Source organism: Streptomyces tsukubensis, assembly GCF_003932715.1.
Classification (GTDB): Bacteria; Actinomycetota; Actinomycetes; order Streptomycetales; family Streptomycetaceae; genus Streptomyces; species Streptomyces tsukubensis.
The window spans coordinates 3,107,900-3,133,294 of sequence record NZ_CP020700.1 but is presented as its reverse complement, the minus strand read 5'-3'; the positions used below and the strand labels follow the sequence as shown (position 1 = coordinate 3,133,294).

Below are 25,395 nucleotides of genomic sequence, written 5' to 3'. Positions count from 1 at the left end.
CGTTGAGCAGCACGATCTGGTCGGTCGACGACCACCTTGAGGACATTCTCGCGGCGATCCGGCCGCTCGACCCGATTGAGCTGCACCTGGCCGACGCGCAGGGCTGCGTCCTCGTCGAGGACGTCACCGTGCCCGTCGCCCTGCCCCCCTTCGACAACAGTTCCATGGACGGGTACGCGGTGCGGGTCGCCGACGTCCAGGGCGCGACGGAGGAGTTCCCCGCCGTGCTGACGGTCGTGGGCGATATCGCCGCGGGCGGCGCCGACCTGCCGGCCGTGGGTCCCGGCGAGGCCGCGCGGATCATGACGGGCGCGCCGCTGCCGCCGGGAGCCGAGGCCGTCGTCCCCGTCGAGTGGACCGACGGGGGTACGGGCGGCGGTGCGGCGACGACCATGCTCCCGGCCGGGTCGGAGCCCGCGGCGGCGGGCGGAGAGGTCCGGATCCACCGCCCGGCCGCTGCGGGCGCGCATGTGCGCGAGCGCGGCAGCGATGTGGGCGCCGGAGACCTCGCGCTCGCCCGCGGCACGGTTCTCGGACCGCCCCAGATCGGGCTGCTGGCCGCGATCGGCCGCGGTGCCGTGCGGGTGCGGCCCCGCCCGCGGGTGGTCGTCCTCTCCACCGGCAGCGAGCTGGTGCAGCCCGGTGAGGCGCTCGGCGAGGGCCGGATCTACGACTCCAACAGCTTTGCGCTGGCCGCCGCCGCGCGCGACGCGGGAGCCATCGCCTACCGGGTCGGCGCGGTCACCGACGACGCCGGAATCCTCCGGGCCACCATCGAGGACCAGCTCGTCCGCGCCGATCTCGTCGTCACCACGGGCGGAGTGAGCGTGGGGGCGTACGACGTGGTGAAAGAGGCGCTCTCGGAAGTCGGTGAGACGGAGGGCGGCGACGACGGCAGCGGGCCGGGCAGTGGATCGGGCAGCGGGGTCGACTTCCGTACGCTCGCGATGCAGCCCGGCAAGCCGCAGGGCTTCGGCACCGTCGGCCCCGACCACACCCCGCTGCTCGCCCTGCCCGGCAACCCGGTGTCGTCGTACGTCTCCTTCGAGCTGTTCGTCCGGCCCGCGATCCGGACCCTGATGGGAATGCCGGACGTCCACCGGCCCCGGGTGCGGGCCCGGCTCAAGGCCGATGCGCCGCTGCGGTCGCCCGAAGGGCGCAGACAGTTCCTCCGGGGGACGTACGACCCCGATGCCGGGGCGGTCACCCCGGTCGGCGGCACGGGCTCCCATCTGGTGGCCGCGCTCGCCCACGCCGACTGCCTCATCGTGGTCCCCGAGGCGGACACCTCCCTCGAACCCGGCGCGGACGTCGAGGTGGTCCTCCTGGGCTGACCAGGCGCCTCTGACGGTACGGTGGCTGCGCACACGGGCCCGTACGCGCCGTGACGACACCCACCGACACCCCCAGCCCGGACCGGGAGCGGCGAACAGCGAATGAGTACAGAAGCCGGCGGACTCACGCATATCGACGAGTCGGGGGCGGCCCGTATGGTCGACGTCTCGGCGAAGGACGTCACCGCGCGGACCGCACGCGCCTCGGGCCGGGTGCTGGTGTCGCCCCGGGTGGTCGGGCTGCTGCGCGGCGAGGGCGTCCCCAAGGGCGACGCACTGGCCACGGCCCGGATCGCGGGCATCATGGGCGCCAAGAAGACCCCGGAGCTGATCCCGCTCTGCCATCCGCTGGCGGTCTCCGGAGTGAAGGTCGAGCTCGCGGTCGCCGACGACGCGGTCGAGATCGCCGCGACCGTGAAGACCACGGACCGCACGGGCGTGGAGATGGAGGCCCTGACCGCGGTCACGGTGGCGGCGCTGACCGTCGTCGACATGGTCAAGGCGGTCGACAAGGCGGCCGTGATCACGGACGTACGGGTGGAGGAGAAGACGGGCGGGAAGTCCGGCGACTGGAGCCGGCCGTGAGCCGCGGCGGCGAGGTCCGCAGCCATGCGCACCCCGCCCACCCCGCAGACCGTACGGCTCCGGAGGAGCCCGCCCCGGCCCCCCGCGGACGCGCCCTGGTGATCACCGCGTCCAACCGGGCGTCGGCGGGAATCTACGAGGACCGCGGCGGCCCGCTGCTGGCGGCGGGCCTGGCCGCGCTCGGATTCACGGTCGACGGCCCGCTGGTCGTCCCCGACGGCGACCCGGTGGGCCGGGCGCTGCGCGACGGGATCGCCGCAGCGTACGACGTGATCCTCACGACCGGCGGCACCGGCCTGTCACCCACCGACCGCACCCCCGAGCAGACCCGCGCGGTCCTCGACTACGAGATCCCCGGCATCCCGGAGGCGATCCGCGCCCACGGCGCCGCGAAGGTCCCGACGGCGGCCCTCTCCCGAGGCCTGGCGGGTGTCTCCGGCCGTACGCTGATGGTGAACCTTCCGGGTTCGCCCGGTGGCGTACGGGACGGCCTGGCCGTGCTGGAGAAGGTGCTGCCGCACGCGGTCGACCAGCTCCGCGGCGCGGACCACACCACCCCGGGCCCCGACCCGGCCCCGGACCCGTCCGTGGCACACCGGGACGGCACCAGACCTTCAGGGAGTCGGAGCTGAACGCCCCCTGGCCGGTGGTCCTGGCGGACGGCGATGTGGTCCTCCGCCCGATAAGGCTGCGCGACCAGCGCGTCTGGCGCGAGGTCAACCGGCGCAACCGCGACTGGCTGCGCCCCTGGGAGGCCACGATCCCGCCGCCCGCGCCCGGCGCGCCGCTCGCACAGCGTCCGACGTACCGCCAGATGGTGCGCCATCTGCGGGCCGAGGCGAACGCGGGCCGGATGCTGCCGTTCGTCATCGAGTACCAGGGGCGGCTGGTGGGCCAGTTGACGGTCGCCGGGATCACCTGGGGGTCCATGTGCTCGGGGCACGTGGGGTACTGGGTGGACCGCGAGGTCGCGGGCCGCGGAGTGATGCCGACGGCCGTCGCACTGGCCACGGACCACTGCTTCCGCACGGTCGGACTGCACCGTATGGAGGTGTGCATTCGGCCCGAGAACGGACCGAGCCGGCGGGTCGTGGAGAAACTCGGATTCCGCGAGGAGGGACTCCGTCCCCGCTATCTCCACATCGACGGCGCCTGGCGGGACCATCTCGTGTTCGCGCTGACCGCGGAGGAGGTCCCGGAGGGCCTGCTCAGCCGCTGGCACCGCCGCACCCGTCCCGAGACGCCTCACAAATGAAAAATCTGTTCGAATTCAATCTCCCTTGGGCCGTGTGATGATCCGAACAATCGCAAAAAAAGTCAGTCATATCAGCGGGATCGGGCGACACACCGGCCCAATTGGCGGATGTCCTTGCGAGAATCCCTCTACGGTGTGACCGTGAGCAGCAGCGGCCTCATCTACGCAGTCATCGTCGGGGCCTGGGCCGCCTACCTGGTGCCGATGTGGCTCCGCAGGCAGGACGAGCTGAACGAGGCACGTCCGACGGAACGCTTCTCCACCGCCATCCGGCTGCTGTCCGGACGCGGGGCGATGGAGCGCCGGTACGCCAAGGAGCTGCTGGACCGCAGCCCGGAGCAGCCCGAATCCGACGTCGACCCGGACGCGGCCACGGAGCATTTGAGCACCGTGGACGTCCGGGCCTTCGCCGCGCCCCGCACCGAGGTCCGGGCCCAGGCTCCGGACCCGGCGCAGCCGCCCCGGCCCGCACCGGATCCGGCGCCCCGGCCCGCCCAGGACCAGGCCGACCGGATCCCGGCCCGCCGCCCGCGGCCGCGCCCCAGCCGGGCCGCCGCCGAGCGCGCCCGCCGCAGCAAGGCGCTGGCCCGCCGCCGGCGCACGACGGTGCTGCTCTTCCTGACGTTCACGGCGGGCTCCGTCGTCGCCGCGGTCGGCGGCCTCGGCTTCCTGTGGGCGCCCGCGGTACCCGCGGTGATGCTCAGCGCCTATATCGCCTACCTCCGCACCCAGGAGCGGCGGCGTTTCGTGGTGGTCATGGACCGGCGCCGGGCGGAGGCCGCGGCCCAGCGCCTGCGCGAGACCCGCCACCACCGCCACCAGCCCCCGGCGGCCGACCCCCGCCCGGAGCCCGCGGCCCCGGAGCCCCGCCCCGAGCCCGAGCCGGCCCCGGTCTCCCCCCAGGAGGCGGGCCGCCGCGCCCTCGTCGAGCAGACCGATCACGCCGAATGGGTGGACCAGCAGCGCGACCGCGGCCCGGCCTCCGGCCAGAGCTGGGACCCGGTCCCCGTCCCGCTCCCCACCTACGTCACCGCCCCGGTCGCCCCGCGCGCCACGAGCGGCATCGACATGAACGACCCGGAGACCTGGAGCTCGGCCCGCTCGTCGACGGCGGACCCCACACCACCTTCCGCGGCCCCCCCACCCCCACCCCGCCGCCCCTCGCGCGACCACGGCCGCACCCCCCTCTTCGACCAGTACGCGGACGACGACCGCCCCCGCGCAGCCAACGAGTGACCTGCGAAGGAACGGATTTCCAAGCACTCCGATCGGGGTGCTAAGGTTTCACTCGTTGCAAGGGCCTGTGGCGCAGTCCGGTAGCGCACCTCGTTCGCATCGAGGGGGTCAGGGGTTCGAATCCCCTCAGGTCCACAGCAGCTCAGAGCCCCTGGCGGGGATTCCCGCCGGGGGCTCTTTGGCTGTGCAAGCAGCAAAGTACAGCAACCATTTTGGATCTTGAGCGCCCAGGTGCTTTTTTCTGCGGTGACGCGCCGAACATAGTCGTCGACCCGGGCAGCCAGGATCCTGCGGTTGCGTCCGACCTTCACGGAGCGGATCTCACCGGCGAGGACGCGGATCTTCGTCTTGGAGAGAACGAAGGCGAGCATGGCGGCGACCTCGGTGGTGGTGTGCCACTTGCGGGTGATCACCGTCCGGGTCTCTACCGGCGGTGGCCGGGCCAGTGCGGGTCCTCCCAGCGGTCAGGGCCGGTGACCCCGAGCAGCCGTATCCGGTGGAGTAGTTCTTCGGATGCACCGATGGCACGTAGCCGGGTTGGAGCATGGCGGGCCAGCCAGACAGTCAGCTCGGCGCGCATCTTTTCCCCGTTCTCCCAAGCGTCCCAGGGAAGTTGGTCACCGAGCAGTTCGTACTCCCACTGTGCCGCCGCTTCGGCCAAGTGCTGGTCGGCCGCGGGTCCGATCAGTGCTTCCCAGGTGTGGAGCCACGGACTCAGCGCGCCCGATGCCTCGGCGCTCAGTACGAGGACCTCGTACGCGGGTACGGCGGGATCCGGATCGGTGAGCGTGTGCGCCCACCAGGCGTGCAGAAATTCCTCGACCGCCGCGGCCTGTTCAGCAGGCCACTGCTGCCAGTGGCCGAGTGCGAACGAGCGCCCGACCCTTTCCATGCCGAAGGGAGGCTCGATGAGGCCGCTGACGAGGGTCGTCGCGAACTGGGGCAGAATCCTGCGGAGGACGGATGCGTGATCGCTCCAGTCGATGGCCGCCCATGTGCGCTGCAGGAGGTCGGGGTCCAGCTCCGTGTCCGCCACCTTGAGCTGGGCGAGGTCTTCCGCACTGCCCCAGTGGCATTCGCAGTTGTGCTCGCCGGGGTGAGCGGTCATCCCACCAAAGGTGGCTGCCAGGCCATCCAATGCGGCGTCGAGGCGAAGTCGGGCTCGGGACCGGTCGAGGTTCATCATGGACGTTCGCCTTCGAGGACTCCGGGGGTTGGCACCGCCCGAAGATTGCCAACTTACCGGGGCGGACCCCGGCCCGCCATCAAGATGACAGCATCCCGACCGCCCAGAGGAATGTGCCGACGGCGTTGATGTTGACGAAGTGAGAAATCCACCTTGTGCCGGCAGAAGCCGGCAGGGGCTCGATCTTCGGTGACTCCGAGGTAGCCGTTTGGCTCGATCAGCAGCGTCCAGCTACCCGCAGTCGTCATGCCGCACATCCTCGCCTCTGCCTCTGACAGCGGAGGACGCCCCTGTCGCCGGAGTGGGAAACGATCTCCGGCAGTCTGGGAAGCGATCTTCATCCGCCTCTGGAGTGCCTGGTCAGGGGCGTTCGTGAACATCCCACAGCAAGGCCGTTCTTGAGTCGGCTCAGGAGTGGTAACGAAATCCCGTCAGATCGTTGAGATCGGGCGGGATTTCGTCGTTTCCGAGGGCGCCGCGGACCTCGGCTTCGAGGCGGCCCAGCCCTGTGGGCTATCCAACGCTCACCGGGCTCGTGAGTTTGCCGCCTGGGCGCTTTCCGAGGTGAACCGGGTCGGAACGGGTTGGATTCGCATCTGGTCGGGCAGCCGGTTGCTGCAGGGGGCGTCTGGTTAGCATGCGCCGTATGACCACTTTCAGCATCCGGCTCGCTGTGCGGGACGACATTGCGGCCATCGTTGCCATGCTCGCGGACGACGCGCTGGGCGCCACCCGTGAGTCACCGGACGATCTGACTCCCTACCGGTCGGCCTATGAGCGACTGGAAAACGATCCGAACCAGCTGCTGGTCGTCGCCGATCGTGGCGGCGAGGTCGTCGGCACCCTCCAGCTCACGATCATTCCGGGGCTGTCCCGCAAAGGCTCGACCCGCTCGGTCATCGAGGGCGTACGGGTCCACAGCTCCGCGCGCGGCCAGGGCCTCGGCGCCCGGCTCATCGAGTGGGCCGTCGACGAGTCCCGTCGCCAGGGCTGCCAACTGGTGCAGCTCACCTCGGACTCGGCCCGCACCGATGCCCACCGCTTCTACGAGGGCTTGGGTTTCACGGGCTCGCACGTGGGCTTCAAGTTGCAGCTCTGACAGGTCCGTTCGCCCTGCCGCGCGAGATCCGGCCGCCATCGCCCGTCGGGTCCGCTGCGCGGCGGTGGTCCGGCGGGCGACGGATCCGCTGTTTCTACAGCAACGCAGCGAGCTGGTCCAGCAGCGGTGCCGCGCGGGGGTGGGGGTCGCGGCGCGGGGTGATGGCGTAGATGCCGCGGGTCGGCGGATCGACCAGCGGCATCGTGGTGACGTCGGCCCGCAGTGCCCGGGTCAGCACGCCGGGGATCAGCGCGATGGCGTGGCCGGTGGCGACCAAGGCCAGTTTGCCGGGGAGGTCGGCCGCGGTGAGGTCGATACGTGCGGCGACTCCGGCGCGGGCGGCGTGCTGGCGCAGGAGTGTCGCGGAGCCTTCGTTGTCCTCGACCCAGACCTGGTCGGCGAGCGCCTGGATGGGCACCGGTCCGGGCCCGGCCAGGGGGTGGGCGGTCGGGAGTACGACGACCATCTCGTCCAGACCCAGCAGTCGGCGTTCGGTCCGCGGATCGGCGGGCAGCCCCGGCGGGGCGTCGGTGACGACGGCGATATCCAGGTCGCCGGCGACCACACGGCTGTGCAGCTGCGCGCTCAGGCCGGGGAGCAGGCTCCACCGCACCGGACCGGTCTGCTTCAGCAGGTCCCGTACGGCCTCGGGGACGACTCCCGCGGCGAGGGACGGCGTCGCTCCGATGGCCAGGGGCCGGTCGCACACCCCGTCACGGAGGTCCCGTACCGCGCGGACGGCGCGGTCGGCCTCGTTGAGCGTGGCCAGGGCATGGCGCCGGAAAACCTCACCGGCCGGGGTCGGGCGGACACCGCGGGCATGGCGCTCCACCAGTGGCACGCCGAGCTGCCGCTCCAGTCCGGCGATCTGCCGGGAGACGGCCGACTGCGTGTGGTTCAGCTCGGCCGCAGCGGCCGAAAGCGATCCGGCCCGGCATACGGTGACGAAGGCACGCCACACCATCAGGTCCATGAAGCCATTATGACCAGGTGGTATGCGGGTGATGCAGGGCAGAGCTGCCAGATCTGCGCTTGTCGCACTGCCTGAGGTGCGCCACTGTCGCCTGCATGAGCACACCGCACACCATCGCTGTTCTCGGCCTGGGGCGTATGGGCGGCGCCATCGCGACGCGTCTGGCTGCCCAGGGCCGGGACGTCGTCGGCTGGACGCGCTCGGGGCGTACCGCAGACACCGTCAAGACGACCGATGACCCGGACGAGGCCGTGGCCCGGGCAGACCTCGTCGTCCTGGCGCTCTTCGACGGTGCGGCCTGCCGCCAAGTCCTCGACCGCGTGCACGGCTCGCTGCGGGCGGACACGATCGTGCTCAACACCAGCACCATCGCGCCCGCCGAGGCAGCGGAGCTGGCCCGGCGGCTCGGCCCGGCGTACGTCCACGCGCCCCTGCTCGGCTCGGTCCCGGCGGCCGCCGCCGGTGCGCTGGAGATCCTCGCCGCCGCGGACCGGGGCACGCTCGGCCGCGTTCGGCCCGTCCTGGAGACGCTGGGCACCGTCCGGCCCCTGGGCGACGCCGCCACCGCCGCCGCCCTCAAGCTGATTGCCAACAACAGCCTCACCGGAGCCGTCCTGGCGCTGCGCGACTCCCTGCGGCAGGCCGATGCCCTCGGACTGCCCCGTGACCAGGTGCTGGACGTCCTCGAACTCGGCCAGCTCGGCGGGCTCGTGGCTCGTAAGCGCCCCTTCCTCCTCGGTGAGCCGGTCGCAGCCACGACCCAGTTCACGATCGGCGCGCTCGCCAAGGACATGGCTCTGCTCGCCGCCGCGTCGGACCTCCCGCTGCACAGCGCGACGGGCCTGGCCCTCACCGCGGCCGGTGCGGAGGCCGATGTTGCCGTCGCCGCCACGGTCCCCGCCGTCGAGGAGGCCGTACTGGAACCGCTCCGCGCCTACGTCCGAGGACACGCCACCGGCGATCCCGCCCACTTCCGGGGCGCGTTCCTTCCCACCGCCCGTATCGAAGGGATCCGGGACGGCGCATTCGTCTCCTGGCACCTGGACGAGTACTGCGCCCTCTTCCCGGGCCGGCCGGCCCCGGACGAGGAGGCACGCACCCGCCGTATCGACTCCGCCGATGTCCACGGCACCGTCGCAACCGCCACCATGACACTCGCGCACGGCGCGGACACGTTCACCGACGTCTTCCTGCTGATCCGGGCCGACAGCGGCTGGCGCATTGCCAACAAGGCGTATCACCGGCATCTCCGACCGTGGGAGCCGGGAACGACCGCGGTGGATGGTCGCCACGACAGCCGGTGCCACCACCGCTCGGGCGGCGGAAAGCGATCCCACCGTGGCGGAGAAGAGCCGTAACCCCGTTCAGGCCCTGCCGCCAAGCGCATACTGCGCGTTGTGGCGACCTACAACACCATCGGTACGACCTACGCCGGTACCCGGCGCCCCGATCGTGCGGGCCGGGATCTCGCTGCTCGCCCAGGCCGGTGACGAGATCCTTCAGCCGGGTCTGGCCCGGCTCTCCGACGGCCTGGGCTCCGGCCGGTGGCACCGGCGCCATGCCGATCTGCTCGACCGTGAAGCTCTTGATGCGGGTTACCGGCTTCTCGTGGCCGACCTCTGAACGACCGGCCGAACCGGCCGTCCGCACCCGAGTGTCGGACCCCGGACTTAGCATCCGTGCGTGACCTTCGATCCCCGTACGCTCCTCGACACCCCCCTGCCGCCCGGTCGGCCGGTCGCCTCCGCCCAGGGCGGCGAGGGGGCCCTCTGGTTGAGTGACGGCCCCGCCGCCCCGGGGCTGTGGGCGCGGATACGCGCCGAGCACGCCCGTACCGGGCTGTGGCCCCTTCTGCTCGACTCCCGCGATCCCGACGACAGCGAACTCCGGCCCTGGGCCTCGGGCGAACTGTCTCCCGAAGACATGTCCTCGCCGGAGGCCCACGACCCGGCCGGGCTTCTTGCGCAGTGGTGGCGGGACCACACCGCCGACGAGGAGGGCGACGAAGCGCTCCCGGCCGGTGGGCGGGCGGCCGTCACCGCGCCCTTCGGGCAGCGGTGGCCCGGTCTTGCGCCCGGCCGTCCCGCAGGGGCCGATCCCGGCAAGGAGGCCGACGAGTACGCGGGGTTCTTCGGCTCCCTCCGGCCGCACCTGCGGCTCGGACTGGTTGCTGCCGCTTCGGGCGCCGACGCGCTCGCCGTCGCCGGATGGGAAGGGCCCGTCAACTACGACAACGACACCGCGAAGTTCTCCGCCGTGCTGCGGACCTGGGAACAGCGCTTCGGGGCACGAGTGGTCGCCGTCGGGTTCGACACCCTGCACCTCAGCATTGCCACCCCTCCGATACGGGAAGAGGACGCCCTCCTCGTCGCCGCCGAGCACTTCGCGTTCTGCCCTGACAACATCTGGCAGAACTCCCTCGCCCAGAGCCTCGCCTCGTATGCCGAGCGACTCGTCGACAGCCACGCCTGGGACTTCTGGTGGGACTGAAGCCACACCCATCGGGGCACCATCACCGGTAGCCCGGCAAGGGATCTCCACGGCGGGGGCATCGGCCCGGTTCAACGGCCCTGATCCCGACCGCGGACCACAGGGGACTGCGGCCGGAGCGGCCCTGCCAGCTCACTCGACGGCGAGGAGAGTCGCCATGCGGACCGGAATCGTCATGACGGCAAAGCCGGGTGTGGAAGACCTGGCCGTCCGTGCGGAGGAACTCGGCTTCGACAGTTTCTGGGTGTACGACACACCGATGGTTCACGGTGATCCGTTCATGAGTCTCGCGCTCTGCGCCAAGGCCACCCACCGGATCAGGCTCGGCATCGGTGTCACCTCACCGGCACTGCGTTCCGCGCCCGCCGCGGCGGCGGCCGTGAGCAGCCTCAACGCCCTCGCCCCCGGCCGTATCGTCTGCGGGGTCGGCACCGGCAACACGGCGCGCCGGACGCTCGGCATGCGGCCCACGACGATGGCGGAGCTGGAGTCGTTCACGGCCGCACTGCAGGAACTCACTGCGGGCCGCGAGGCGGACTACCGCGAGGGGCCCCGGTCCAGCAGGGTGCGATTCCTGCACGTCGGGCCGTATGTCGACACCGAGGCTCCCGTGGAGTTCGTGGTGGCGGCGTTCGGCCTGAAGGCCGCCGCGGTCGCCGGGCGGCTCGGCGCGGGACTGATCTCCTTCGGGATGCACGACCCCGCCGCCTGGTCCGCCCTCGGCCGGGCCCGGCAGGCGGCGGCGGGGGACGCGGGAAGCGCCGAACAGTCCCGTTCGTACCTCATGACCTCCGTGCACATCCTTGCCGACGGCGAGGACCGCTACGGCGATCCCGTCAAGGACTCGATGGGCCACATCGCGCTGTGCGCACTGATCCTCAGCGCGGAGAACCCCGACTTCCGCGAGGCCTTCCCGCTGGAAGAGGCCGCGGCTGTCGACCGTCTGCTCCGGCTGCGCGGCACCGATCCCGCCGATCCCCGGTTCCATCAGGCGCTCTACCGCAACTATCTGGGACGGCTGTCCCCCGAGGACCGCGAGCTCATCGTGCCCTCCCTGGTCGACAGATTCGGCCTGGTCGGCACCAGGGACGAGCTCGTCGAGCGGATCGACGCGCTGGCGAAGTCAGGGGTCGACGAACTGGTGATCCACCCCGTGGTGGACCCGGAGAACGAAATGGCCGCGTTCGCCCGGCTGTTGGCCTGACACCCGGCGAAGGACGGCCTACGGAGGGGTCGTGCCCCCTCGGGAGGCGGACCTCCTTCCGAGGGGGCACGGGCTGTGGGTCAGATGCCGAGCGTGGTGAAGGGGAGGCACCGGAACGGCTTGGAGTTCTCGGGGTCGAGCCGGTTCAGGACGAGCTGGGCGACGTTCGGGTCGACGGCCAGACCGAGATGGCCGGCCGAATCCCAGCGGCACTTGTCCTGGAGCACGATGTTGGTGACGTTGTCGCCCGTGAGCAGGCCGCTCGTGTAGGGCGTGACGACGGTGTCGTAGCGGGTGACGATGCTGGTGTACGTCGGCCCGGGTACGGCCACGGGGCCGTCGTTCAGCTTGGCGAGGAACGTCGAACCGGGCAGGTAGTCCGTACAGGCTCCGCAGCCGACGCCGGTCAGCAGGCCCTGGAGCTTCAGGGCGGCGGCCAGGGTCGCCAGGCCGTTCAGGGTGGTGCCGCGGAAGTTGGACCCGAAGCCGATGAAGTCGTCGACCTTCGTGGCCCCGCCCAGGTACTTGAGGTAGTACGCCGGGACGGTGCTGCCCTCGGAGTGGCCGACGATGTCGACCTTCGCCGCTCCGGTCGCGGTGCGTACGCGATCGACGAACGCGCCCACCTCGGCGGCGCTCTCCGCCATCGGGGCGAGCCCGCCGGACAGTCCGCCCAGCACAGTCTTGCCGTAGGTCTGCGAGTAGACGCAGTAGCCGGCCGAGCGGAGCGTGGGGGCCAGGGTCGCAAAGTTGACCAGGTCGTTGGCGCCGAGGCCGTGGACGAGGACCACCGGTTCGGGGTGGGCGGCGCTGGGACGGCAGGACCAGTCGTTCCACCCCGACCGCGGCGGAGCGGCGGCCGCCGCGGTCGGGGCGAGAGTGGTGGACGCGAGGACGGACAGCAGCAGCGCTGTCAGGAACGTGCGGAGCTTGGCCATGGGGGCAACTCCCTGTTCGAGGAGGGTTACCCGGAAGTAGAGCACGGGCACTTGTTAGGAACAAGGAGCCGTTTCCAAAAAACTCGTGCCGATGGACCCCGACCCCGGGGCGCGCTTCGGGAGGGAGTGCTTCAGTGGGGAGTGCTTCAGTGGGGAGTGCTTCAGGAGGAGGCGAGTCCGGAGCTGACCGCCGTGTAGAAGCGGTCGAGGCCCTCCTGGAGCGACCTGCGGTCGGCGGGGCGTTCGGTGTCCGCGTCCAGCAGCCAGTCGGAGATGATGTCGAAGAGGCCGCCGATCAGCCCCATGGCGACCACACGGACCTGCGGACCCGTCGCCACGCCGAGCCGCCGCCAGGCCTCTTCGACGAACGAGGCCGCCATCCGCCGGTTACGACGGCGGTGTGCCTCGGCCGGTGGTGTCACCGCGCGGCCCTCGCCGAACGTCACCCGGGCCACCCGCACATCGTCCACGAAGGCATCCGCGAAGAGCCGGATGAGCGACCGGGCGGCCTCCCGCTCGTCCCGGCCCTGCTCCAGGGCTTCGAGCGCCGAGACGAGACGACCCGTCACATCCGCGACGATCCGGTCGAGCAGCGCCAGATAGAGGGCCTCCTTGCCGGTGAACACCTCGTAGAAGCTCTTGGTCCCGACATAGGCGTGCTTGCAGATCTGTTCGATCGACGTGTCCTGGTAGCCCTGGGCGGAGAACAGGTCCAGGGCCGAGTCCAGCAGATCCTCGCGGCGTCTGGTCCGCCGCTCCCCGGCGTCCAGACCGCGGATCCGCCGGCCCTTCGCCCCCTCGTCACCGACCGCTGCGCCCACCACCGGGTCACCATACAGGTCACCGGTTTTCCGGAGCTCCCGGCCTCGGGACGTCCTGGTGTCAGTGGGGGCGGTTAGGGTGCGCGGCATGGAGCGGGGACGGGGTGGTGGGGCGTGGGAGACCTTGGCCGGGGCTCTCGCGCGGATGGCCTGCGGCGATCTGGACGCCTGTGCGCTGCTGCTCGGCCATCCCGATCCCCGGGTGCGGGAGAACGCGCTCGTGGAGTTCCAGCGGCGGGGCGCGGCTGCCGTCGCGTACAGCGAACGGCTGACGCTGCTGCTGGGGGACGCCGATCCCGGTGTGCGGCGCCGGGCGGTGCTGGCGTTCCAGGGGATCGGGTGCGGTGCCGTGCCCGTGCTGCGCCGGGTGCGGCGGGCGTCCGCGGGAGGGCCGTGGGTGCGGGCCGGGGCGCTGGAGGCGCTGGCCGAGATCGGCGGTCCCGGGGCGCTGGATCCGGCCGATCTGGCGGCGGTCCGGCGGCTGCGGCGGATCAAACTGCGGACGGAGGTGCCGGAGCCGTTCGCCCTCTGCGGCTTCTGGTACGCGCTGCCGACGCTCGACCAGTCCGCCGTGCTCGACGCCTTCGGGCTGGGGGACGCGGAGCCGGTCACCCTGCGGACCGGGGCGGCCGCCTGGAGCCGGGACCGGCACAGCCGGACGCGGGACGCCGAGTGCCCCTCCTCGGCCCGGGTCTTCGTGAGCCCCGGGCTCGACGGCTGGACCCTGGTCTTCGGCCATTCGTCGGACGACCGGCGGCATATCCGGTGGGACGCCGGTTGCGGGGCCGGCTGCGGGCCGGTGCGGGAGATCGTCCGGGCGCGCTGCTCGGCCCTGGGCGAGCGGTTCGGGGCCGCCCAGTGGTACGGGGAGAGCTGCGGCGGCGCCTGGACCGCGTGGTGCATAGCGCAGGGCGCGGAAGTGGTGCGCTACTACGACGTGTTCGACGCCGTACGGGGCGCGGACCAGGGGCCCGCGCACGGTGCCGAGTACGGGTACCGGCCCGCGCACGAGCCGCCCGGCCGCGGGGAGTTACGCGGACGGACGTGCCGGGCCACGGTCGTCGCCGCCCGGCTCTCGGTCGACCCGTCCTCCCTCGGCGCCCGGACCACGGTCACCGGCTCCGGCGTTCTCGCCCTCACTCCGTACGGCCGCCGGTACGGACATCCTCCGGGCGCCCTGCCGGTGTAGCGTTCGCGGCGTCGTTCCGCCGGACCGTGGTCAGATAGCCGTCGATGGCGTCCCGGTTACGGCTCAGTACGGCGATCCGCTCCGTCATCCGGTCGCGCTCCCGTTCCAGCGTGGACAGCATCTCCGGGGTCGGGTCCGGGAAGTAGATCGTCCGCGGGGTGCCCAGACAGGGCAGGATGCGGCGGATGATGCGGGTCGGCAGTCCGGCGTCGAGAAGGCCGCGGACCTGGAGCACCCGGTCCACCGTGCCGTCCTCGTAGTCGCGGTAGCCGTTCGGGGAACGGGCGGCGGCGATCAGGCCCTGCTCCTCGTAGTAGCGCAGCAGCCTGGGCGAGGTGTCCGTACGCCGCGACAGCTCTCCGATCCGCATGTGATCCACCTCATTCCGGGGCGGGTTGACCTTCACATTGATGTGAGGGTTCGAGTCTAGGTGCCGGAAGCCGCGACGGCCCGGGAACGGGTCCCGACCTGCACGAGGTGTGCCGTGATGACGGATCAGAAGCTCTACGACTACAGCCCGATCACCGAGCGGGAACCGCTCCGCTGGCCGGGTGGTGCCCGGGTCGCCTTCTATGTGGGCCTGAACGTCGAGCACTATCTGCTCGACGCGCCTTCGACCAGTACGTTTCCGGGTACGGCCGGGCTGGTGCCGGATCCGCTGAACTACGGATGGCGGGACTACGGGCCCCGGGTGGGCATCTGGCGGGTGATCGAAAGCTTCGACCGCCACGGCATCCGGGCCAGTGCCCTGCTGAACTCCGCCGCCGGGGAGCGGTATCCGCAGCTCGTCGAGGCCGGACGGGACCGGGACTGGGCGTGGCTGGCCCACGGCCGGGACAACTCGACCTTCCACGCCGGTCTGACCGCCGACGAGGAGCGGCGGGTCCTGGCGGAGATCGTCGGCACGATCGAGCGGACCACCGGCCGGCGGCCGCGCGGCTGGATGGGGCCCGCGCTGACCGAGACCTTCCGCACCCCGGAGCTCCTGGCCGAGCTGGGACTCTCGTACGTCCTCGACTGGACCAACGACGACCAGCCGTACCGGCTGAACGTGCCGGGCATGCTCAGCGTGCCGTACTCGGTCGAACTGAACGACATCGGGCTGTTCGTCAGCAAGGGCATGACCGGCCCCGACTTCGTCCGGATCGTGAAGGACCAGCTGGACCGTCTCCACGCCGACTCCACGGCCGACAGCGGCCGGGTGATGGCGCTGGCCCTGCACCCCTTCGTCATCGGCCAGCCGTTCCGCAGCCGGTATCTGGACGAGGCCCTGGAGTACGTCGCCGGGCATCCCGGCACCTGGCTGACCACCAGCGACGAGATCGCCGAACACTATGCGCGGACCGCGGTCGCACCGGCTTCGGGCACGGTCGGGTGAACAGTGCCCGCCGGAACCGTGCTCAGGGGGCGACGGGCGGTTCCGCTTCGTGGGCGCGGCGGAGCAGGGCGGTGAAATCGGGGGCCGCCGGGACGGGTGTGGTGTCGATGCGGTGGACCGGGACCGCGGGGGTCCAGGAGTTCATGACCGCCGCGCCCGCCAGGGACGGCAGATCGGCGGGGGTGACCTCCCGGTCGGTCTGGGGGACACCGAGGCGGTCGAGCTGCCTCCGTACGGTGCCCAGCATCGTGCCGCGCAGTATCTCCGCGACCGGCCAGACGACGGACGTACCGTCCCAGAACACCAGATTCCAGATGGATGCCTCGCTGAACCGGCCCTTGCCGTCGAGGAACGCGGCGTCGTCGAAGCCGAGCCGGGCGACCCGGCGCGGATAGTACGTCTTGGCGATCTCACCGACGTGCTTGATGCCGGGCAGCGGGCGCTCGTACGGGACGGTCGCCAGGCTCAGCGGTCCGCCGGGGCCGTTCGCGGGCGGGGACGTGGACACCAGGACGTCCAGTTCGGCGCCGGGGTCGGCGGGGGTGAACTCGCCCTCCCGGGAGTAGACCGTCGCCGTCAGCGACAGATCGGCGGGGCCCCCGGCCAGGGCGGCACGCAGCAGTTCGCGGATCCGGTCGTCCGGCAGCGCCCGGCCGTACAGCTCATCGGAGGCCGACCGCAGCCGGTCCAGATGCAGGTCGAGGCCGCGGATCCGGCCGTCGCGCACCTGGATGGCGGTGAAGTGGGCATGGCCCGCGAAGGCGAGCGGCGCCAGCTCCCCGGCCGTGGCCGGACGCCCGTTGAGATGCGTGAGATACGGGGAACCAGGGGAACTATTCGGCTCGGTAGTCATGTTGGAAAGGTAGGACCTCACACCGGTGTGAGATTCAAGCGGAGTGGTGTACGTCACGCCGGTGCGGCATCGGACGGACGGGGGCTGGTACGGCATGAGCATGAAGATCGGTGAACTGGCCCGGTTGACCGGGGTCAGCCCGAGGCTTCTGCGGTACTACGAGGAGCAGGGGCTGCTGACGCCGCGGCGCGTGGGCACCCACCGCAGCTATGCCGACGACGCTCCCGAGGTCGTCGGCCATATCCGGGCCTTCCTCGACGCGGGGCTGCCCACCCGGGTCATTCGGGAGGTGCTTCCCTGTGTGGAGGGCCCCGGGCCCGCCGTGCACGGGTGCGCCGCGGGGGCGCTGGAGGAGCAGCTCCGCGGTCTCGACGACCGGATAGCCGTGCTTCAGGACAGCCGCAGCGCCCTCGCCGGGCTGCTGGCGGTCGGCGGCTCGCAGCGGGAGGCACGGTCCGAGGTCTCGGCCGCCTGATCAGGGGTGGTCCGGCGGCGCGACCGGTCCGGGGCGCACGGTCCAGGGCGTACAGAACGGGGCGTGTGGGTCGGGGGCGTACGGTCCGAGGTGTACGGATCCGGGGCCTACGGTCAGGGGCGCACCACCGGTCCGCGCAGGCTCACCGCCGCAGTGGCCGCCGCGCACCCCGCAGCGATCAGTCCGCACGCCGCCGTCGTCGCGCCGAGTGCTTCCCAGGGGATGTCCGGAGGCGAGTGCGGTACGCCGAGCACCGCCAGAGCGCCGTGTATCCCGGCCAGATTGAGAGCCGTCACCACCGCGCCGAGGATCGCGCCGACGGCGACCGCCGTTACCGCCTCCGCGGCTGCGAGCCGCAGCAGTTGGGGGCCGGTCGCCCCGGTGAGCCGGAGCAGTGCCAGTTCACGGGTCTGCTCCGGGGCGGCCATGAGCAGCGTATTGGCGAGTGAAATCGCGGTGTAGAGGAGGGCGATACCGAGCACCACGGCATAGCCCGCCAGGGTCCGCCGGTCCGGTTCCGGGCGGGCCGCGGCCACCCATTCCGTACGGCTGCGTACTTCGGTGCCGGGGATCGCCGCGGCCGTCCGGCGCAGTGCCTCGCCGACCGCCGCCCGGTCCGCGCCGGGGGTGATGGCGACGTCGATGCGGTCGACAGCGGATCCGGGGGCGTTACGGGGGGTGAGGTATACGCCGTTGTCGCCGGTGCCCGCGCGCATGACGGCCGCGATGCGCAGGGTGGCCCGGGAGCCGTCGCCCCGCCACAGGTCGACCGTGTCACCGACGGTGTGCTGCTCCCATGCGTCGTCGACGATGATCGAACGGTCGTCGAGACGGCCGGCGTCGCCCGCGACGAGCGGCAGACGGACGGTGGCGGCGAGGGCCGCGGGGTCGGTGGCGCGGGCGTCGGAACGGATCAGGGCGGCGCCCTCCTCCCGTACGAAGACCGCGGAGGCTGCCGAGGGGAAGACCCGGACCCCGGGCACCGCCCGCAGCCGGTCCACCGTGTCCGCGGCGAAACCGCCGGAGGCGGTGGTCGTGAGGATGTGGTCCGCGGCGGTACGGGAGCGGATCTCGGCGGCCCGTGCCCCGTCGAGGGTGGCGACGGTGCCGAGGAGTGAGCCCGCGAGGGCGACGGTCACCAGGACCGGCGCGGCCACCGCCGCCGTACGCCGCACCCGGGCCGACGCGTGTGCGCGCACCAGCAGTCCGCCCGCACCCGGCCGCCGGGCCGGCAGCCATGTCAGCAGCCTCGCCAGCGGCCGCACGAAGGCCGGGACCAGCAGCGCGAACGCGGTGATCAGCAGGAGCGGGCGGCTGGTGTAGGTCTTGCGGTGCAGCAGTTCGCCGGGGTCGCTCACCAGGGCGTACGCCAGTGTCCCGGCCGCGGCCGCCAGCACCAGGACGCCCCCGGCGTACCGCCCCCGCGGAGGTGTACGGGCGTCGGCCGACGCGTCGCGCAGCGCCTCCAGCGGATCCGTACGGCCGGCTCGCCATGACGCGGCGACGACGCCCGCGAACGCGACCACCAGACCGGTCCAGAAGGCGAGATGGTAGGGCCAGACACTGCCCGTGGCGGTGACGGCACCGGTGAACCAGACCGGTGCGACCTCGTTCGCCACCATATGGCGGGCCAGCTGCGGGGTGCCTTGGGAACCCAGCAGACAGCCTGCCGCGGCTGCCACCGCTCCCACGGCGAGAGCCTCGGCGAACAGCATCCTGCGGATCTGGCCCGGGGTGGCGCCCGCCGTCCTCAGCAGGGCGAACTCCTTGCGCCGCTGGACCACGGCGAACGCGAAGGCGGACGCGGTGACCAGCACGGAGACGAAACCGGTGATTCCGGCGGCCGTGCCCAGCAGCGCGTACAGGGCGACGACGGCCTGTTCCTCGCGGTCCGGATCGGGGTCCGCGAGACGGCGGTCCGCACCGGTGAGGACTCGGAGTGCGGGGGGTGAGCCGGGGTCGGCGGTACGGGGTGCGATCACGGCGACCGCTGCGCGTACGGCCTCCGGGGGCGCGTCGACGACCACGTGGTCGACGCGCGGCGAGAGCGCGGCGGCCCGGCGGTCGGTGTAGAAGACGGCGTCCTCGAAACCCAGGTCGCGTACGGTGCCGACGACCGTGACCGGGCCCGCTGCCGTCCGGAGGACCTCACCGGGCCGGGCCCGGGTGCCGGTCACGACGACCTCGCCGGGGGCCTTCGGTGCGCGCCCCGACGTGAGGGTGTACGGGGCGAAGGCCGCCGTCGACCAGGGGTGGCCGGTGAGGACTTCGGGGCCGGTGCCGATCCGGACCGGGAAGGAGCGGTCCACGACCGTGCGGCCGAGCGCGGCCAGTTGCACGAGTTGGCGGGGGGTGAGGGGCCGGGGGTGGGCGAGTGGCGCGGTGCGGATTCCGACAGGGGTACGGACGGACAGCTCGTCCACCGGCCGGACGACGGTCGGCGCCTTCGCGAACCGCTGCGGACCCTGGACCGGGGCGTCCGCCGCTGCCGCCAGCGCCAGCCCCATGGTGGTGATGATCCCGGTGCCGAGTGCGAGGGCGGTGAAGGTGCCGAGGAAACCGGTCCACCGCAGACGCAGGCTCCGCAGTGCGATGCTCAGCACTGTGCTGTCGCTTTCCGTGCCGCGGCTGCCTCCAGGCCCGTCATCCGGGCGGCCACGGACTCGGCATCGGGGGTGGCGAGTTCGCCGGTGATCCGGCCGTCGACCAGGAACACCACCCGGTCGGCGCGGGCGGCCGCGACCGGATCGTGCGTCACCATGACCACGGTCCGGCCGTCCCGGTCGACGGTCTCCCGCAGCAGGCCGAGGACCCGGTGGCCGGTCCGGGTGTCGAGGGCGCCGGTCGGCTCGTCGCCGAAGAGGACGTCCGGGCGGGTGATCAGGGCCCGGGCGAGCGCCACCCGCTGCTGCTGACCGCCCGACAGTTCGGCGGGCCGGTGCCGTGCCCGGTCCGCGAGGCCCACCCGGTCGAGCGCCGCCCGCACGTCCTCCTTCCCGGGTCTGCGCCCGGCCAGGCGGAGCGGCAGCGCCACGTTCTGCTCCGCCGTCAGCGCGGGCAGGAGGTTGAAGGACTGGAAGACGAAGCCGATACGGCTGCGGCGCAGCAGGGTGAGCCGCCGTTCGCCGAGGCCGGTCAGCTCGGTGGCGCCGAGGCGGACCGAGCCGGAGGTGGGGCGGTCGAGCCCGGCCGCGCACTGGAGCAGGGTCGATTTACCGGAGCCCGAGGGGCCCATGACGGCGGTGAAGGAGCCGTGGGGAAAGGACAGGCTGACATTGTGGAGCGCGGTGACGGCGCGGTCGCCGGAGCCGTGGATGCGGGAGACGGAGCGGAGCCGGAGGACGGGGGCGGGGGCAGGGCCGGGGGCACGGTCGGGGTCGGGGGCGGCGTGTCCGGAATCCATGGAGCCCCAGGCCGGTGTGATGATCGGATCGGTGGGGTGGGCGGGGTCCGCGAGGTGCTGCCCCGGGGGCCTTCGGCCGTTGCGGCGGCGGGGGTCCGCGCCGGTATTCCTGCTGGTCGTCATGGGTTCAGCCAACCCGGCGGACGCATGGGAGCGCAGGAGGGCAGGGCCGAGTTCCGGGGTAGGGCCTGCCCTACCTTCCGGGGTCTGTCCACAGGGTGTCGGGAGGCTCTGTCCACAGGCATGGCGGGGTGACGGCCCGGCCTCCTACCGTTCTCGTATGCCTGATCGAACCCTCTGGCAGGCGGTCGCCTGTCCCCGCTTTCTCCGCTCGGTGTGGCCGTGGCGCGCCGTGCTGTACGTGCTCACGGGCGCCGTCGTGGGCGTGCTCGTGCTCGTCGGGCTGACCCTGGCGGTCGTGGTCGCCGGCGCGGGAGCGGTGGTCGTGGTGGGGCTGCCGCTGCTCCCGGCGCTCGGGCTGGCCGGGCTGCCGGTCGGGCGCTGGGAGCGGAGAAGGCTCGCCCTGGTCGGCGGTCCGCCGGTGGCCGATCCGCACGAGGAGCCGGAGACGCCCGGCCTGTGGGCCTGGGTGCGGACGCGGTACCGGGAGGGGGCGACCTGGCGTGAACTGGGCTATGCGGTGCTGCTCGCCGGGCTGTTGTGGCCGTTGGACGCCCTGGTGGTGGTGCTGGCCCTGGGGGTGCCCGCGGGGCTCGCCGCGGTGCCGGTGCTGATGGCGACGGCCGGGGGCGGTGCGCAGGCGTCGGTGCTGAAGCAGTGGACGGTCACCTCGTGGCCGGTGGCGTTCGCGGTCGCCGCGCTGGGGGTGCTGCTGCTGGCCGCCGGTCTCTACGCGGTGGGGGTGTACGCGGCGGCCCGCGCCGAGCCGGCGAGACTGCTGCTGGCCCCGCGCGAGCCCGGAGGCGCCGAACTCGGTGTGCGGGTCGCCGAACTGACCAGCTCACGGGCGCGGCTGGTCGACGCCTTCGAGGCAGAGCGCCGCCGTATCGAGCGCGATCTCCACGACGGCGCCCAGCAGCGGCTGGTCGCGTTGACGATGACGCTGGGGCTGGCCCGGCTGGACGCCCCGCCGGGGCCGCTCGCCGGGCAACTGGCCACGGCACATACGGAGGCGGGCCTGGCGCTCGGTGAACTGCGGGAGCTGATCCACGGAATCCACCCCAAGGTGCTCACGGACTACGGCCTTCCGGCGGCCGTCGCGGACGCGGCCGACCGGGCGGTCGTGCCGGTCGACATCGAGCTGGGTCTTCCGGGGCGGCTGCCGCAACCGGTGGAGTCGGCCGCCTACTTCGTCGTCTGCGAGGCGCTGACCAATGTGGACCGGCACAGCGGGGCTTCCCGGGCGGTGATCACCGGGGGATATCTGGTGGACCGGCTGTGGCTGGAGATACGCGACGACGGGTGCGGCGGCGCGGAAGCGGCGACGGGCGCCGGTGCCGGTGCCGGTTCTGGGGTCGGACCGGACCCGGACGCGGCCCCCCGGGCCGCGGGTGCGGATGCCGGTGTCGGTATCGGTGCCGGGGCCCGTGCGGATTCCGCGGTGCGGAGGGGTACGGGGCTGACCGGGCTCGCGGACCGGGTGGCCGTACTGGATGGCAGACTCTCCCTGTCCAGCCCGCCAGGTGGGCCGACCTTGTTGCGTGTGGAGATCCCGTGCGAGTGGACCGAGCCCTCCGGGTAGTGCTGGCCGAGGACAGCGTGCTGCTCCGGGACGGTCTGACGGCTCTGCTCACCCGCTGCGGCCACGAGGTCGTCGCGGCCGTCGGGGATGCGGAGGCGCTGCTCGCGGCCGCCACCGGGCATGCACCGGATGTCGTGGTCACGGATGTGCGCATGCCGCCGGGGCTGACCGACGAGGGGCTGCGGGCCGCGGTCCGGTTGCGGGAACTGCGGCCGGGGCTGCCGGTGCTGGTGCTCAGCCAGTATGTGCAGCGGTCGTACGCGGCCGAGTTGCTGGACTCGGGCGACGGTTCGGGCGTCGGCTACCTCCTCAAGGACCGGGTCGGTCATGTCGAGGAGTTCGTCGACGCGCTCGGGAAGGTCGCGGACGGCGGCACGGTCGTCGACCCCGAGGTCGTCCGGCAGCTGCTGCGACGCCGCAGGGATCCATTGGAGAAGCTGACGGCACGGGAGAAGGAGGTACTGGCGCTGGTGGCGCAGGGGCGGTCCAACGGGGCGATCGCCCGTGAGCTGGTGGTCACGGAAGCCGCGGTCGGCAAGCACATCGGCAATATCCTCACCAAGCTCGACCTGCCACCCGCAGAAGACTCCCACCGCAGGGTGCTCGCGGTACTGGCCTATCTGCGGGCGTAGCGGGAGCAGGAAAGGGCGCCCCGCCGGGCGGGCAGCCCCGCGAAGGCCGGGCACGCCCGGGCACGTCGGGGGAGCCCGGAACGTCGGGGAAGTTCAGGAAGACAGGAAAGCGGGGGACGGCACGTGTTCGATCTCATCGTCATCATCCGGGTGCGGGCGGGCGACGACATACCGGCGGTCGCGGACGCGCTCACCAGGATGCGTCCGATGTGCCTCGCCGAGGACGGCTGCCTGAGCTGGGAGGCGTACCGGTCGGAGGAGGAGCCGGGATGCTTCGTCCTCGTCGAGCGCTGGGCGAGCCGCGGTCACTGGGAGGCCCACGACGCCGGCGCCGCCATCCAGGACGTCTACCTTCCGGAGATCCTGCCGCGGGTCGAGCGCGAGGTGCATCCGAGCAGACCGCTGCGCCCGGCCGGGGACTGAGCCGCCCGGCCGTCACAGTGCCCCGCCGCCGGGCCACTGCGGGGGCGGCCCGGTGCGGGAGGCGCGGCAGGGCCGCAGGGTCTCAGGGCCGGGGGCCCTCCGGCGGGTCCGTGCCTCGGGCCGCCACGGCACACGGCAGAGGCCGGAGGCAGCCTGGTGCAGGGGCGGATCAGGCGAGGGGCTTGGCGAAGCAGCGGACGTCTTCGTGGTCCCGGTAGTGGCCGAAAGTGGTGGGTGCGGTCAGATAGCCGGACGAGGCGTAGAGCGCGATCGCCTCGGGCTGTTCCGAGCCCGTGCTCAGCACCATCCGGCTCCGGCCCGCGGCCTTCGCGTCGTCCTCCAGGGCCGCCAGGATCCTGCGGGCCAGCCCGCGGCCGCGCGCCTGCGGGACGACGTACATCCGCTTCAGTTCCGCGTCGCCGTCCGCATAGCCCTCCGGATTGTCGTCCTGGGCGCGCCAGCCACCGGTCGCCAGCGGCTCTCCCGTCTCGTCGTAGGCGATCAGGAACAGCCCCTGCGGCGGGGCGAACATGGACGGGTCGAGAGGGGTCGCGTCGCCGTTGTCCTCGGGGCCGTACCGCTCCACGTACTCCAGCAGCACCTCGTCGCTGAGTCGTACGGCGTCGGGGTGGTCGAAGCCCACCTGTCGTATGTTCATGCAGCTCATCGTACGGTTCGGGTCCCCGGTGGCGGGGCGGGCCCGGGTGGTGGCGGCGGCCGGGGAGAGGCCGGGCTGTCAGTGCGCCGGGTTAGGCTGCCGGGATGCTGACCGTGACTTCCGTGAACGTGAACGGCCTCCGCGCGGCCGCCAAGAAGGGCTTCGTCGAATGGCTCGCCGCGACCGGAGCCGACGTGGTCTGCCTCCAGGAAGTGCGGGCCGAACCGGAGCAGCTCCCGGAGGGCGTACGGAGCCCGGAGGGCTGGTTCACCGCGCACGCGCCGTCCTCCGTGAAGGGGCGTGCCGGGGTGTCCCTCTACACCCGGCGGGAGCCCGACGCCGTCCGGACCGGCTTCGGCTCGGCGGAGTTCGACGGCAGCGGGCGCTATCTGGAGGCCGACCTCCCCGGTGTCGTCGTCGCGAGCCTCTATCTGCCGTCCGGCGAGGTCGGAACGGACAAGCAGGACGAAAAGTACCGGTTCATGGATGAGTTCCTGCCATATCTGCGCGACCTGCGGGCCCGGGCGGCGGCGGACGGCCGGGAGGTCGTGGTCTGCGGCGACTGGAACATCGCCCACCGGGAAGCCGATCTGAAGAACTGGCGCGCCAACCGGAAGAGCTCGGGCTTCCTGCCCGAGGAGCGGGAGTGGCTGACCCGGGTGTACGAGGAGGCGGGATACGTCGACGTGGTCCGCGCCCTCCACCCGGACCAGGAGGGGCCCTACTCCTGGTGGTCCTACCGCGGCCGGGCCTTCGACAACGACACCGGCTGGCGCATCGACCTCCTCGTCGCCACCCCCGGGCTGGCCGGCCGCGCGGTTAAGGCATACGTCGAACGGGCCGACAGCCACCCCGAGCGCTGGAGCGACCACGCTCCGGTGACAGCCGTCTTCCAGCCGTAGGGGCAGAGCCGACGGGTCAGGTGCGCAGCGCCCGGTCCAGGGCCATCGACAGCTCCGCGTCCACGACGCTCCTCGCCAGCGGGCGCAGCCTGTCGACCCCGGCGGCCGGGTCCTGCGCCCCGCCCACCGCATGCTCCCGGGCCATACCGACGAAGAGTTCGGCGAGCGCGTCCGCGTGGACCCGGATCCGCCGCGCCGCCGCCAGTACGGCCGACAGCGGTACGCCCTCCCGCACCAGCGCCGACGACACCTCCAGCAGCTGCCGGCTGAGGTGCACGATCTCCTCCCCGTCCACCGCCAGATAGCCCAGCTCCAGCGCGGTGGCCAGATCCTCGGGGGTGAACCTCCCCTCGAAGCGGTCGGCCAGCTCCTCCGGGGTGAGCCGCACCGGGGTCTGCTCCGTGGGCCCGTCGAGGCCGAGGATCTCCCGGACGTCCCGCCCGCTCTCGAACGCGGCCGCCAGATCCGCGATACCGGTCAGCGTGTGGCCGCGCTCCAGCAGGGCCGCGATCGTCCGCAGCCGGGCCAGGTGATGGTCGTCGTACCAGGCGATCCGGCCCTCCCTGCGGGGCGGCGGCAGCAGTCCGCGCTCACGGTAGAAGCGCACGGTGCGTACCGTGATCCCGGCCTTCTCGGCCAGCTCCGCCATGCGGTATTCG

27 protein-coding genes and 1 tRNA gene are annotated in these 25,395 nt (G+C 72.4%); 18 read left to right on the top strand and 10 right to left on the bottom strand.

The window, feature by feature from the left end; translation table 11 throughout:
* Nucleotides 1–2 precede the first annotated feature (2 nt).
* From glp to B7R87_RS12135, 6 genes are all read left to right on the top strand, one after another.
* Nucleotides 3–1,334, top strand: coding sequence for a molybdotransferase-like divisome protein Glp (glp, locus tag B7R87_RS12160; protein ID WP_130585112.1), 1,332 nt, complete (start codon nt 3–5; stop codon nt 1,332–1,334).
* 102 nt (nt 1,335–1,436) lie between these two features.
* Entirely contained in the window at nt 1,437–1,919 is a 483-nt protein-coding gene (gene moaC, locus B7R87_RS12155; protein WP_006706096.1) for a cyclic pyranopterin monophosphate synthase MoaC, read from the top strand.
* Entirely contained in the window at nt 1,916–2,551 is a 636-nt protein-coding gene (locus tag B7R87_RS12150) for a MogA/MoaB family molybdenum cofactor biosynthesis protein (protein WP_006706099.1), read from the top strand. Before moaC ends, B7R87_RS12150 begins: the two co-directional genes overlap by 4 nt.
* 14 nt (nt 2,552–2,565) lie before the next feature.
* Nucleotides 2,566–3,174: a GNAT family N-acetyltransferase gene (locus B7R87_RS12145; RefSeq protein WP_006706101.1), complete on the top strand. Its 609-nt coding sequence runs from the start codon at nt 2,566–2,568 to the stop codon at nt 3,172–3,174.
* 141 nt (nt 3,175–3,315) lie between these two features.
* Complete coding sequence (sepX, locus tag B7R87_RS12140) at nt 3,316–4,410, top strand: divisome protein SepX/GlpR (protein ID WP_130585068.1); 1,095 nt, start codon at nt 3,316–3,318, stop codon at nt 4,408–4,410.
* Between the two features lie 61 nt (nt 4,411–4,471).
* A tRNA-Ala gene (locus tag B7R87_RS12135) sits at nt 4,472–4,545 on the top strand.
* A gap of 289 nt (nt 4,546–4,834) precedes the next feature.
* Here B7R87_RS12135 and B7R87_RS12130 read toward each other — a convergent pair.
* Nucleotides 4,835–5,518, bottom strand: a complete 684-nt coding sequence (locus B7R87_RS12130; protein ID WP_006706106.1) for a hypothetical protein — start codon at nt 5,516–5,518, stop codon at nt 4,835–4,837.
* Between the two features lie 724 nt (nt 5,519–6,242).
* Here B7R87_RS12130 and B7R87_RS12125 point away from each other — a divergent pair.
* Nucleotides 6,243–6,695, top strand: a complete 453-nt coding sequence (locus B7R87_RS12125; protein WP_006706108.1) for a GNAT family N-acetyltransferase — start codon at nt 6,243–6,245, stop codon at nt 6,693–6,695.
* Nucleotides 6,696–6,789: 94 nt separating this feature from the next.
* Here B7R87_RS12125 and B7R87_RS12120 read toward each other — a convergent pair whose 3' ends face one another.
* Nucleotides 6,790–7,668 carry a LysR family transcriptional regulator gene (locus tag B7R87_RS12120; protein WP_006706110.1) on the bottom strand — a complete coding sequence of 293 codons (879 nt, stop codon included), beginning with the start codon at nt 7,666–7,668 and terminating at the stop codon, nt 6,790–6,792.
* A 95-nt stretch (nt 7,669–7,763) separates the two neighbouring features.
* On the opposite strand from B7R87_RS12120, the gene B7R87_RS12115 reads away from it, so the two are divergent.
* The 4 genes from B7R87_RS12115 (at nt 7,764) to B7R87_RS12100 (ending at nt 11,362) form a co-directional block, all read left to right on the top strand.
* A complete protein-coding gene (locus B7R87_RS12115) occupies nt 7,764–9,026 on the top strand; it encodes a nuclear transport factor 2 family protein (protein ID WP_130585067.1) in 1,263 nt (420 codons plus the stop codon).
* A gap of 94 nt (nt 9,027–9,120) precedes the next feature.
* Nucleotides 9,121–9,291, top strand: a complete 171-nt coding sequence (locus tag B7R87_RS12110; protein ID WP_006348738.1) for a hypothetical protein — start codon at nt 9,121–9,123, stop codon at nt 9,289–9,291.
* 60 nt (nt 9,292–9,351) lie between these two features.
* Nucleotides 9,352–10,158: a DUF4253 domain-containing protein gene (locus B7R87_RS12105; RefSeq protein WP_006348739.1), complete on the top strand. Its 807-nt coding sequence runs from the start codon at nt 9,352–9,354 to the stop codon at nt 10,156–10,158.
* Between the two features lie 157 nt (nt 10,159–10,315).
* Nucleotides 10,316–11,362, top strand: a complete 1,047-nt coding sequence (locus B7R87_RS12100) for an LLM class flavin-dependent oxidoreductase (protein WP_006348740.1) — start codon at nt 10,316–10,318, stop codon at nt 11,360–11,362.
* A gap of 80 nt (nt 11,363–11,442) precedes the next feature.
* On the opposite strand, the gene B7R87_RS12095 is transcribed toward B7R87_RS12100, so the two are convergent.
* Nucleotides 11,443–12,300: a lipase family alpha/beta hydrolase gene (locus B7R87_RS12095; RefSeq protein ID WP_006348741.1), complete on the bottom strand. Its 858-nt coding sequence runs from the start codon at nt 12,298–12,300 to the stop codon at nt 11,443–11,445.
* A gap of 161 nt (nt 12,301–12,461) precedes the next feature.
* Nucleotides 12,462–13,124, bottom strand: a complete 663-nt coding sequence (locus tag B7R87_RS12090; RefSeq protein ID WP_100249189.1) for a TetR/AcrR family transcriptional regulator — start codon at nt 13,122–13,124, stop codon at nt 12,462–12,464.
* Nucleotides 13,125–13,209: 85 nt separating this feature from the next.
* Here B7R87_RS12090 and B7R87_RS12085 point away from each other — a divergent pair, with 85 nt between their 5' ends.
* Nucleotides 13,210–14,310, top strand: coding sequence for a HEAT repeat domain-containing protein (locus B7R87_RS12085; RefSeq protein ID WP_130585066.1), 1,101 nt, complete (start codon nt 13,210–13,212; stop codon nt 14,308–14,310).
* On the opposite strand, the gene B7R87_RS12080 is transcribed toward B7R87_RS12085, so the two are convergent.
* Entirely contained in the window at nt 14,258–14,680 is a 423-nt protein-coding gene (locus B7R87_RS12080; RefSeq protein ID WP_006348744.1) for a MerR family transcriptional regulator, read from the bottom strand. The two genes, B7R87_RS12085 and B7R87_RS12080, sit on opposite strands and share 53 nt — an antisense overlap.
* Nucleotides 14,681–14,797: 117 nt before the next feature.
* Between B7R87_RS12080 and B7R87_RS12075 the strand changes: the two genes are divergently transcribed.
* Complete coding sequence (locus tag B7R87_RS12075; RefSeq protein WP_006348745.1) at nt 14,798–15,688, top strand: polysaccharide deacetylase family protein; 891 nt, start codon at nt 14,798–14,800, stop codon at nt 15,686–15,688.
* A gap of 22 nt (nt 15,689–15,710) precedes the next feature.
* Here B7R87_RS12075 and B7R87_RS12070 read toward each other — a convergent pair whose 3' ends face one another.
* Entirely contained in the window at nt 15,711–16,541 is an 831-nt protein-coding gene (locus B7R87_RS12070; protein ID WP_006348746.1) for an aminotransferase class IV family protein, read from the bottom strand.
* Between the two features lie 100 nt (nt 16,542–16,641).
* On the opposite strand from B7R87_RS12070, the gene B7R87_RS12065 reads away from it, so the two are divergent.
* Nucleotides 16,642–17,016 carry a MerR family transcriptional regulator gene (locus B7R87_RS12065; RefSeq protein WP_040915985.1) on the top strand — a complete coding sequence of 125 codons (375 nt, stop codon included), beginning with the start codon at nt 16,642–16,644 and terminating at the stop codon, nt 17,014–17,016.
* 113 nt (nt 17,017–17,129) lie between these two features.
* On the opposite strand, the gene B7R87_RS12060 is transcribed toward B7R87_RS12065, so the two are convergent.
* Both B7R87_RS12060 and B7R87_RS12055 read right to left on the bottom strand, forming a co-directional pair.
* Entirely contained in the window at nt 17,130–19,619 is a 2,490-nt protein-coding gene (locus B7R87_RS12060; protein WP_130585065.1) for an FtsX-like permease family protein, read from the bottom strand.
* The gene (locus B7R87_RS12055; protein WP_006706115.1) at nt 19,613–20,542 is read right to left on the bottom strand and encodes an ABC transporter ATP-binding protein; all 930 of its coding nucleotides are present in this window, start codon (nt 20,540–20,542) and stop codon (nt 19,613–19,615) included. Before B7R87_RS12055 ends, B7R87_RS12060 begins: the two co-directional genes overlap by 7 nt.
* A 157-nt stretch (nt 20,543–20,699) precedes the next feature.
* On the opposite strand from B7R87_RS12055, the gene B7R87_RS12050 reads away from it, so the two are divergent.
* The 3 genes from B7R87_RS12050 to B7R87_RS12035 all read left to right on the top strand — a co-directional run bounded on the left by B7R87_RS12050 (nt 20,700) and on the right by B7R87_RS12035 (nt 23,176).
* Nucleotides 20,700–22,121 carry a sensor histidine kinase gene (locus tag B7R87_RS12050; protein WP_045853044.1) on the top strand — a complete coding sequence of 474 codons (1,422 nt, stop codon included), beginning with the start codon at nt 20,700–20,702 and terminating at the stop codon, nt 22,119–22,121.
* On the top strand, nt 22,121–22,753 hold the full coding sequence (locus B7R87_RS12040) for a response regulator transcription factor (RefSeq protein ID WP_006706117.1): 633 nt from the start codon (nt 22,121–22,123) through the stop codon (nt 22,751–22,753). Before B7R87_RS12050 ends, B7R87_RS12040 begins: the two co-directional genes overlap by 1 nt.
* Nucleotides 22,754–22,876: 123 nt before the next feature.
* On the top strand, nt 22,877–23,176 hold the full coding sequence (locus tag B7R87_RS12035) for a putative quinol monooxygenase (protein WP_006706118.1): 300 nt from the start codon (nt 22,877–22,879) through the stop codon (nt 23,174–23,176).
* Nucleotides 23,177–23,345: 169 nt separating this feature from the next.
* Here the strand turns inward: B7R87_RS12035 and B7R87_RS12030 are convergent, their stop codons facing one another.
* Entirely contained in the window at nt 23,346–23,834 is a 489-nt protein-coding gene (locus B7R87_RS12030) for a GNAT family N-acetyltransferase (protein ID WP_006348749.1), read from the bottom strand.
* 104 nt (nt 23,835–23,938) lie between these two features.
* Here B7R87_RS12030 and B7R87_RS12025 point away from each other — a divergent pair, with 104 nt between their 5' ends.
* A complete protein-coding gene (locus B7R87_RS12025; protein WP_006348750.1) occupies nt 23,939–24,736 on the top strand; it encodes an exodeoxyribonuclease III in 798 nt (265 codons plus the stop codon).
* A gap of 16 nt (nt 24,737–24,752) precedes the next feature.
* On the opposite strand, the gene B7R87_RS12020 is transcribed toward B7R87_RS12025, so the two are convergent.
* On the bottom strand, nt 24,753–25,385 hold the full coding sequence (locus B7R87_RS12020) for a MerR family transcriptional regulator (protein WP_006348751.1): 633 nt from the start codon (nt 25,383–25,385) through the stop codon (nt 24,753–24,755).
* Between the last annotated feature and the right edge of the window lie 10 nt (nt 25,386–25,395).

Excerpts from the sequence above, each read along its gene's own strand:
- B7R87_RS12070 (WP_006348746.1), bottom strand. The coding sequence starts at position 16,541 with ATGACTACCGAGCCGAATAGTTCCCCTGGTTCCCCGTATCTCACGCAT.
- B7R87_RS12075 (WP_006348745.1), top strand. The coding sequence starts at position 14,798 with ATGACGGATCAGAAGCTCTACGACTACAGCCCGATCACCGAGCGGGAA.
- B7R87_RS12025 (WP_006348750.1), top strand. The coding sequence starts at position 23,939 with ATGCTGACCGTGACTTCCGTGAACGTGAACGGCCTCCGCGCGGCCGCC.
- B7R87_RS12125 (WP_006706108.1), top strand. The coding sequence starts at position 6,243 with ATGACCACTTTCAGCATCCGGCTCGCTGTGCGGGACGACATTGCGGCC.
- B7R87_RS12080 (WP_006348744.1), bottom strand. The coding sequence starts at position 14,680 with ATGCGGATCGGAGAGCTGTCGCGGCGTACGGACACCTCGCCCAGGCTG.
- B7R87_RS12065 (WP_040915985.1), top strand. The coding sequence starts at position 16,642 with ATGAAGATCGGTGAACTGGCCCGGTTGACCGGGGTCAGCCCGAGGCTT.
- B7R87_RS12120 (WP_006706110.1), bottom strand. The coding sequence starts at position 7,668 with ATGGACCTGATGGTGTGGCGTGCCTTCGTCACCGTATGCCGGGCCGGA.
- B7R87_RS12115 (WP_130585067.1), top strand. The coding sequence starts at position 7,764 with ATGAGCACACCGCACACCATCGCTGTTCTCGGCCTGGGGCGTATGGGC.
- B7R87_RS12050 (WP_045853044.1), top strand. The coding sequence starts at position 20,700 with ATGCCTGATCGAACCCTCTGGCAGGCGGTCGCCTGTCCCCGCTTTCTC.
- B7R87_RS12085 (WP_130585066.1), top strand. The coding sequence starts at position 13,210 with ATGGAGCGGGGACGGGGTGGTGGGGCGTGGGAGACCTTGGCCGGGGCT.
- B7R87_RS12030 (WP_006348749.1), bottom strand. The coding sequence starts at position 23,834 with ATGAACATACGACAGGTGGGCTTCGACCACCCCGACGCCGTACGACTC.
- B7R87_RS12095 (WP_006348741.1), bottom strand. The coding sequence starts at position 12,300 with ATGGCCAAGCTCCGCACGTTCCTGACAGCGCTGCTGCTGTCCGTCCTC.
- B7R87_RS12130 (WP_006706106.1), bottom strand. The coding sequence starts at position 5,518 with ATGACCGCTCACCCCGGCGAGCACAACTGCGAATGCCACTGGGGCAGT.
- moaC (WP_006706096.1), top strand. The coding sequence starts at position 1,437 with ATGAGTACAGAAGCCGGCGGACTCACGCATATCGACGAGTCGGGGGCG.
- B7R87_RS12020 (WP_006348751.1), bottom strand. The coding sequence starts at position 25,385 with ATGGCGGAGCTGGCCGAGAAGGCCGGGATCACGGTACGCACCGTGCGC.
- B7R87_RS12055 (WP_006706115.1), bottom strand. The coding sequence starts at position 20,542 with ATGACGACCAGCAGGAATACCGGCGCGGACCCCCGCCGCCGCAACGGC.
- B7R87_RS12100 (WP_006348740.1), top strand. The coding sequence starts at position 10,316 with ATGCGGACCGGAATCGTCATGACGGCAAAGCCGGGTGTGGAAGACCTG.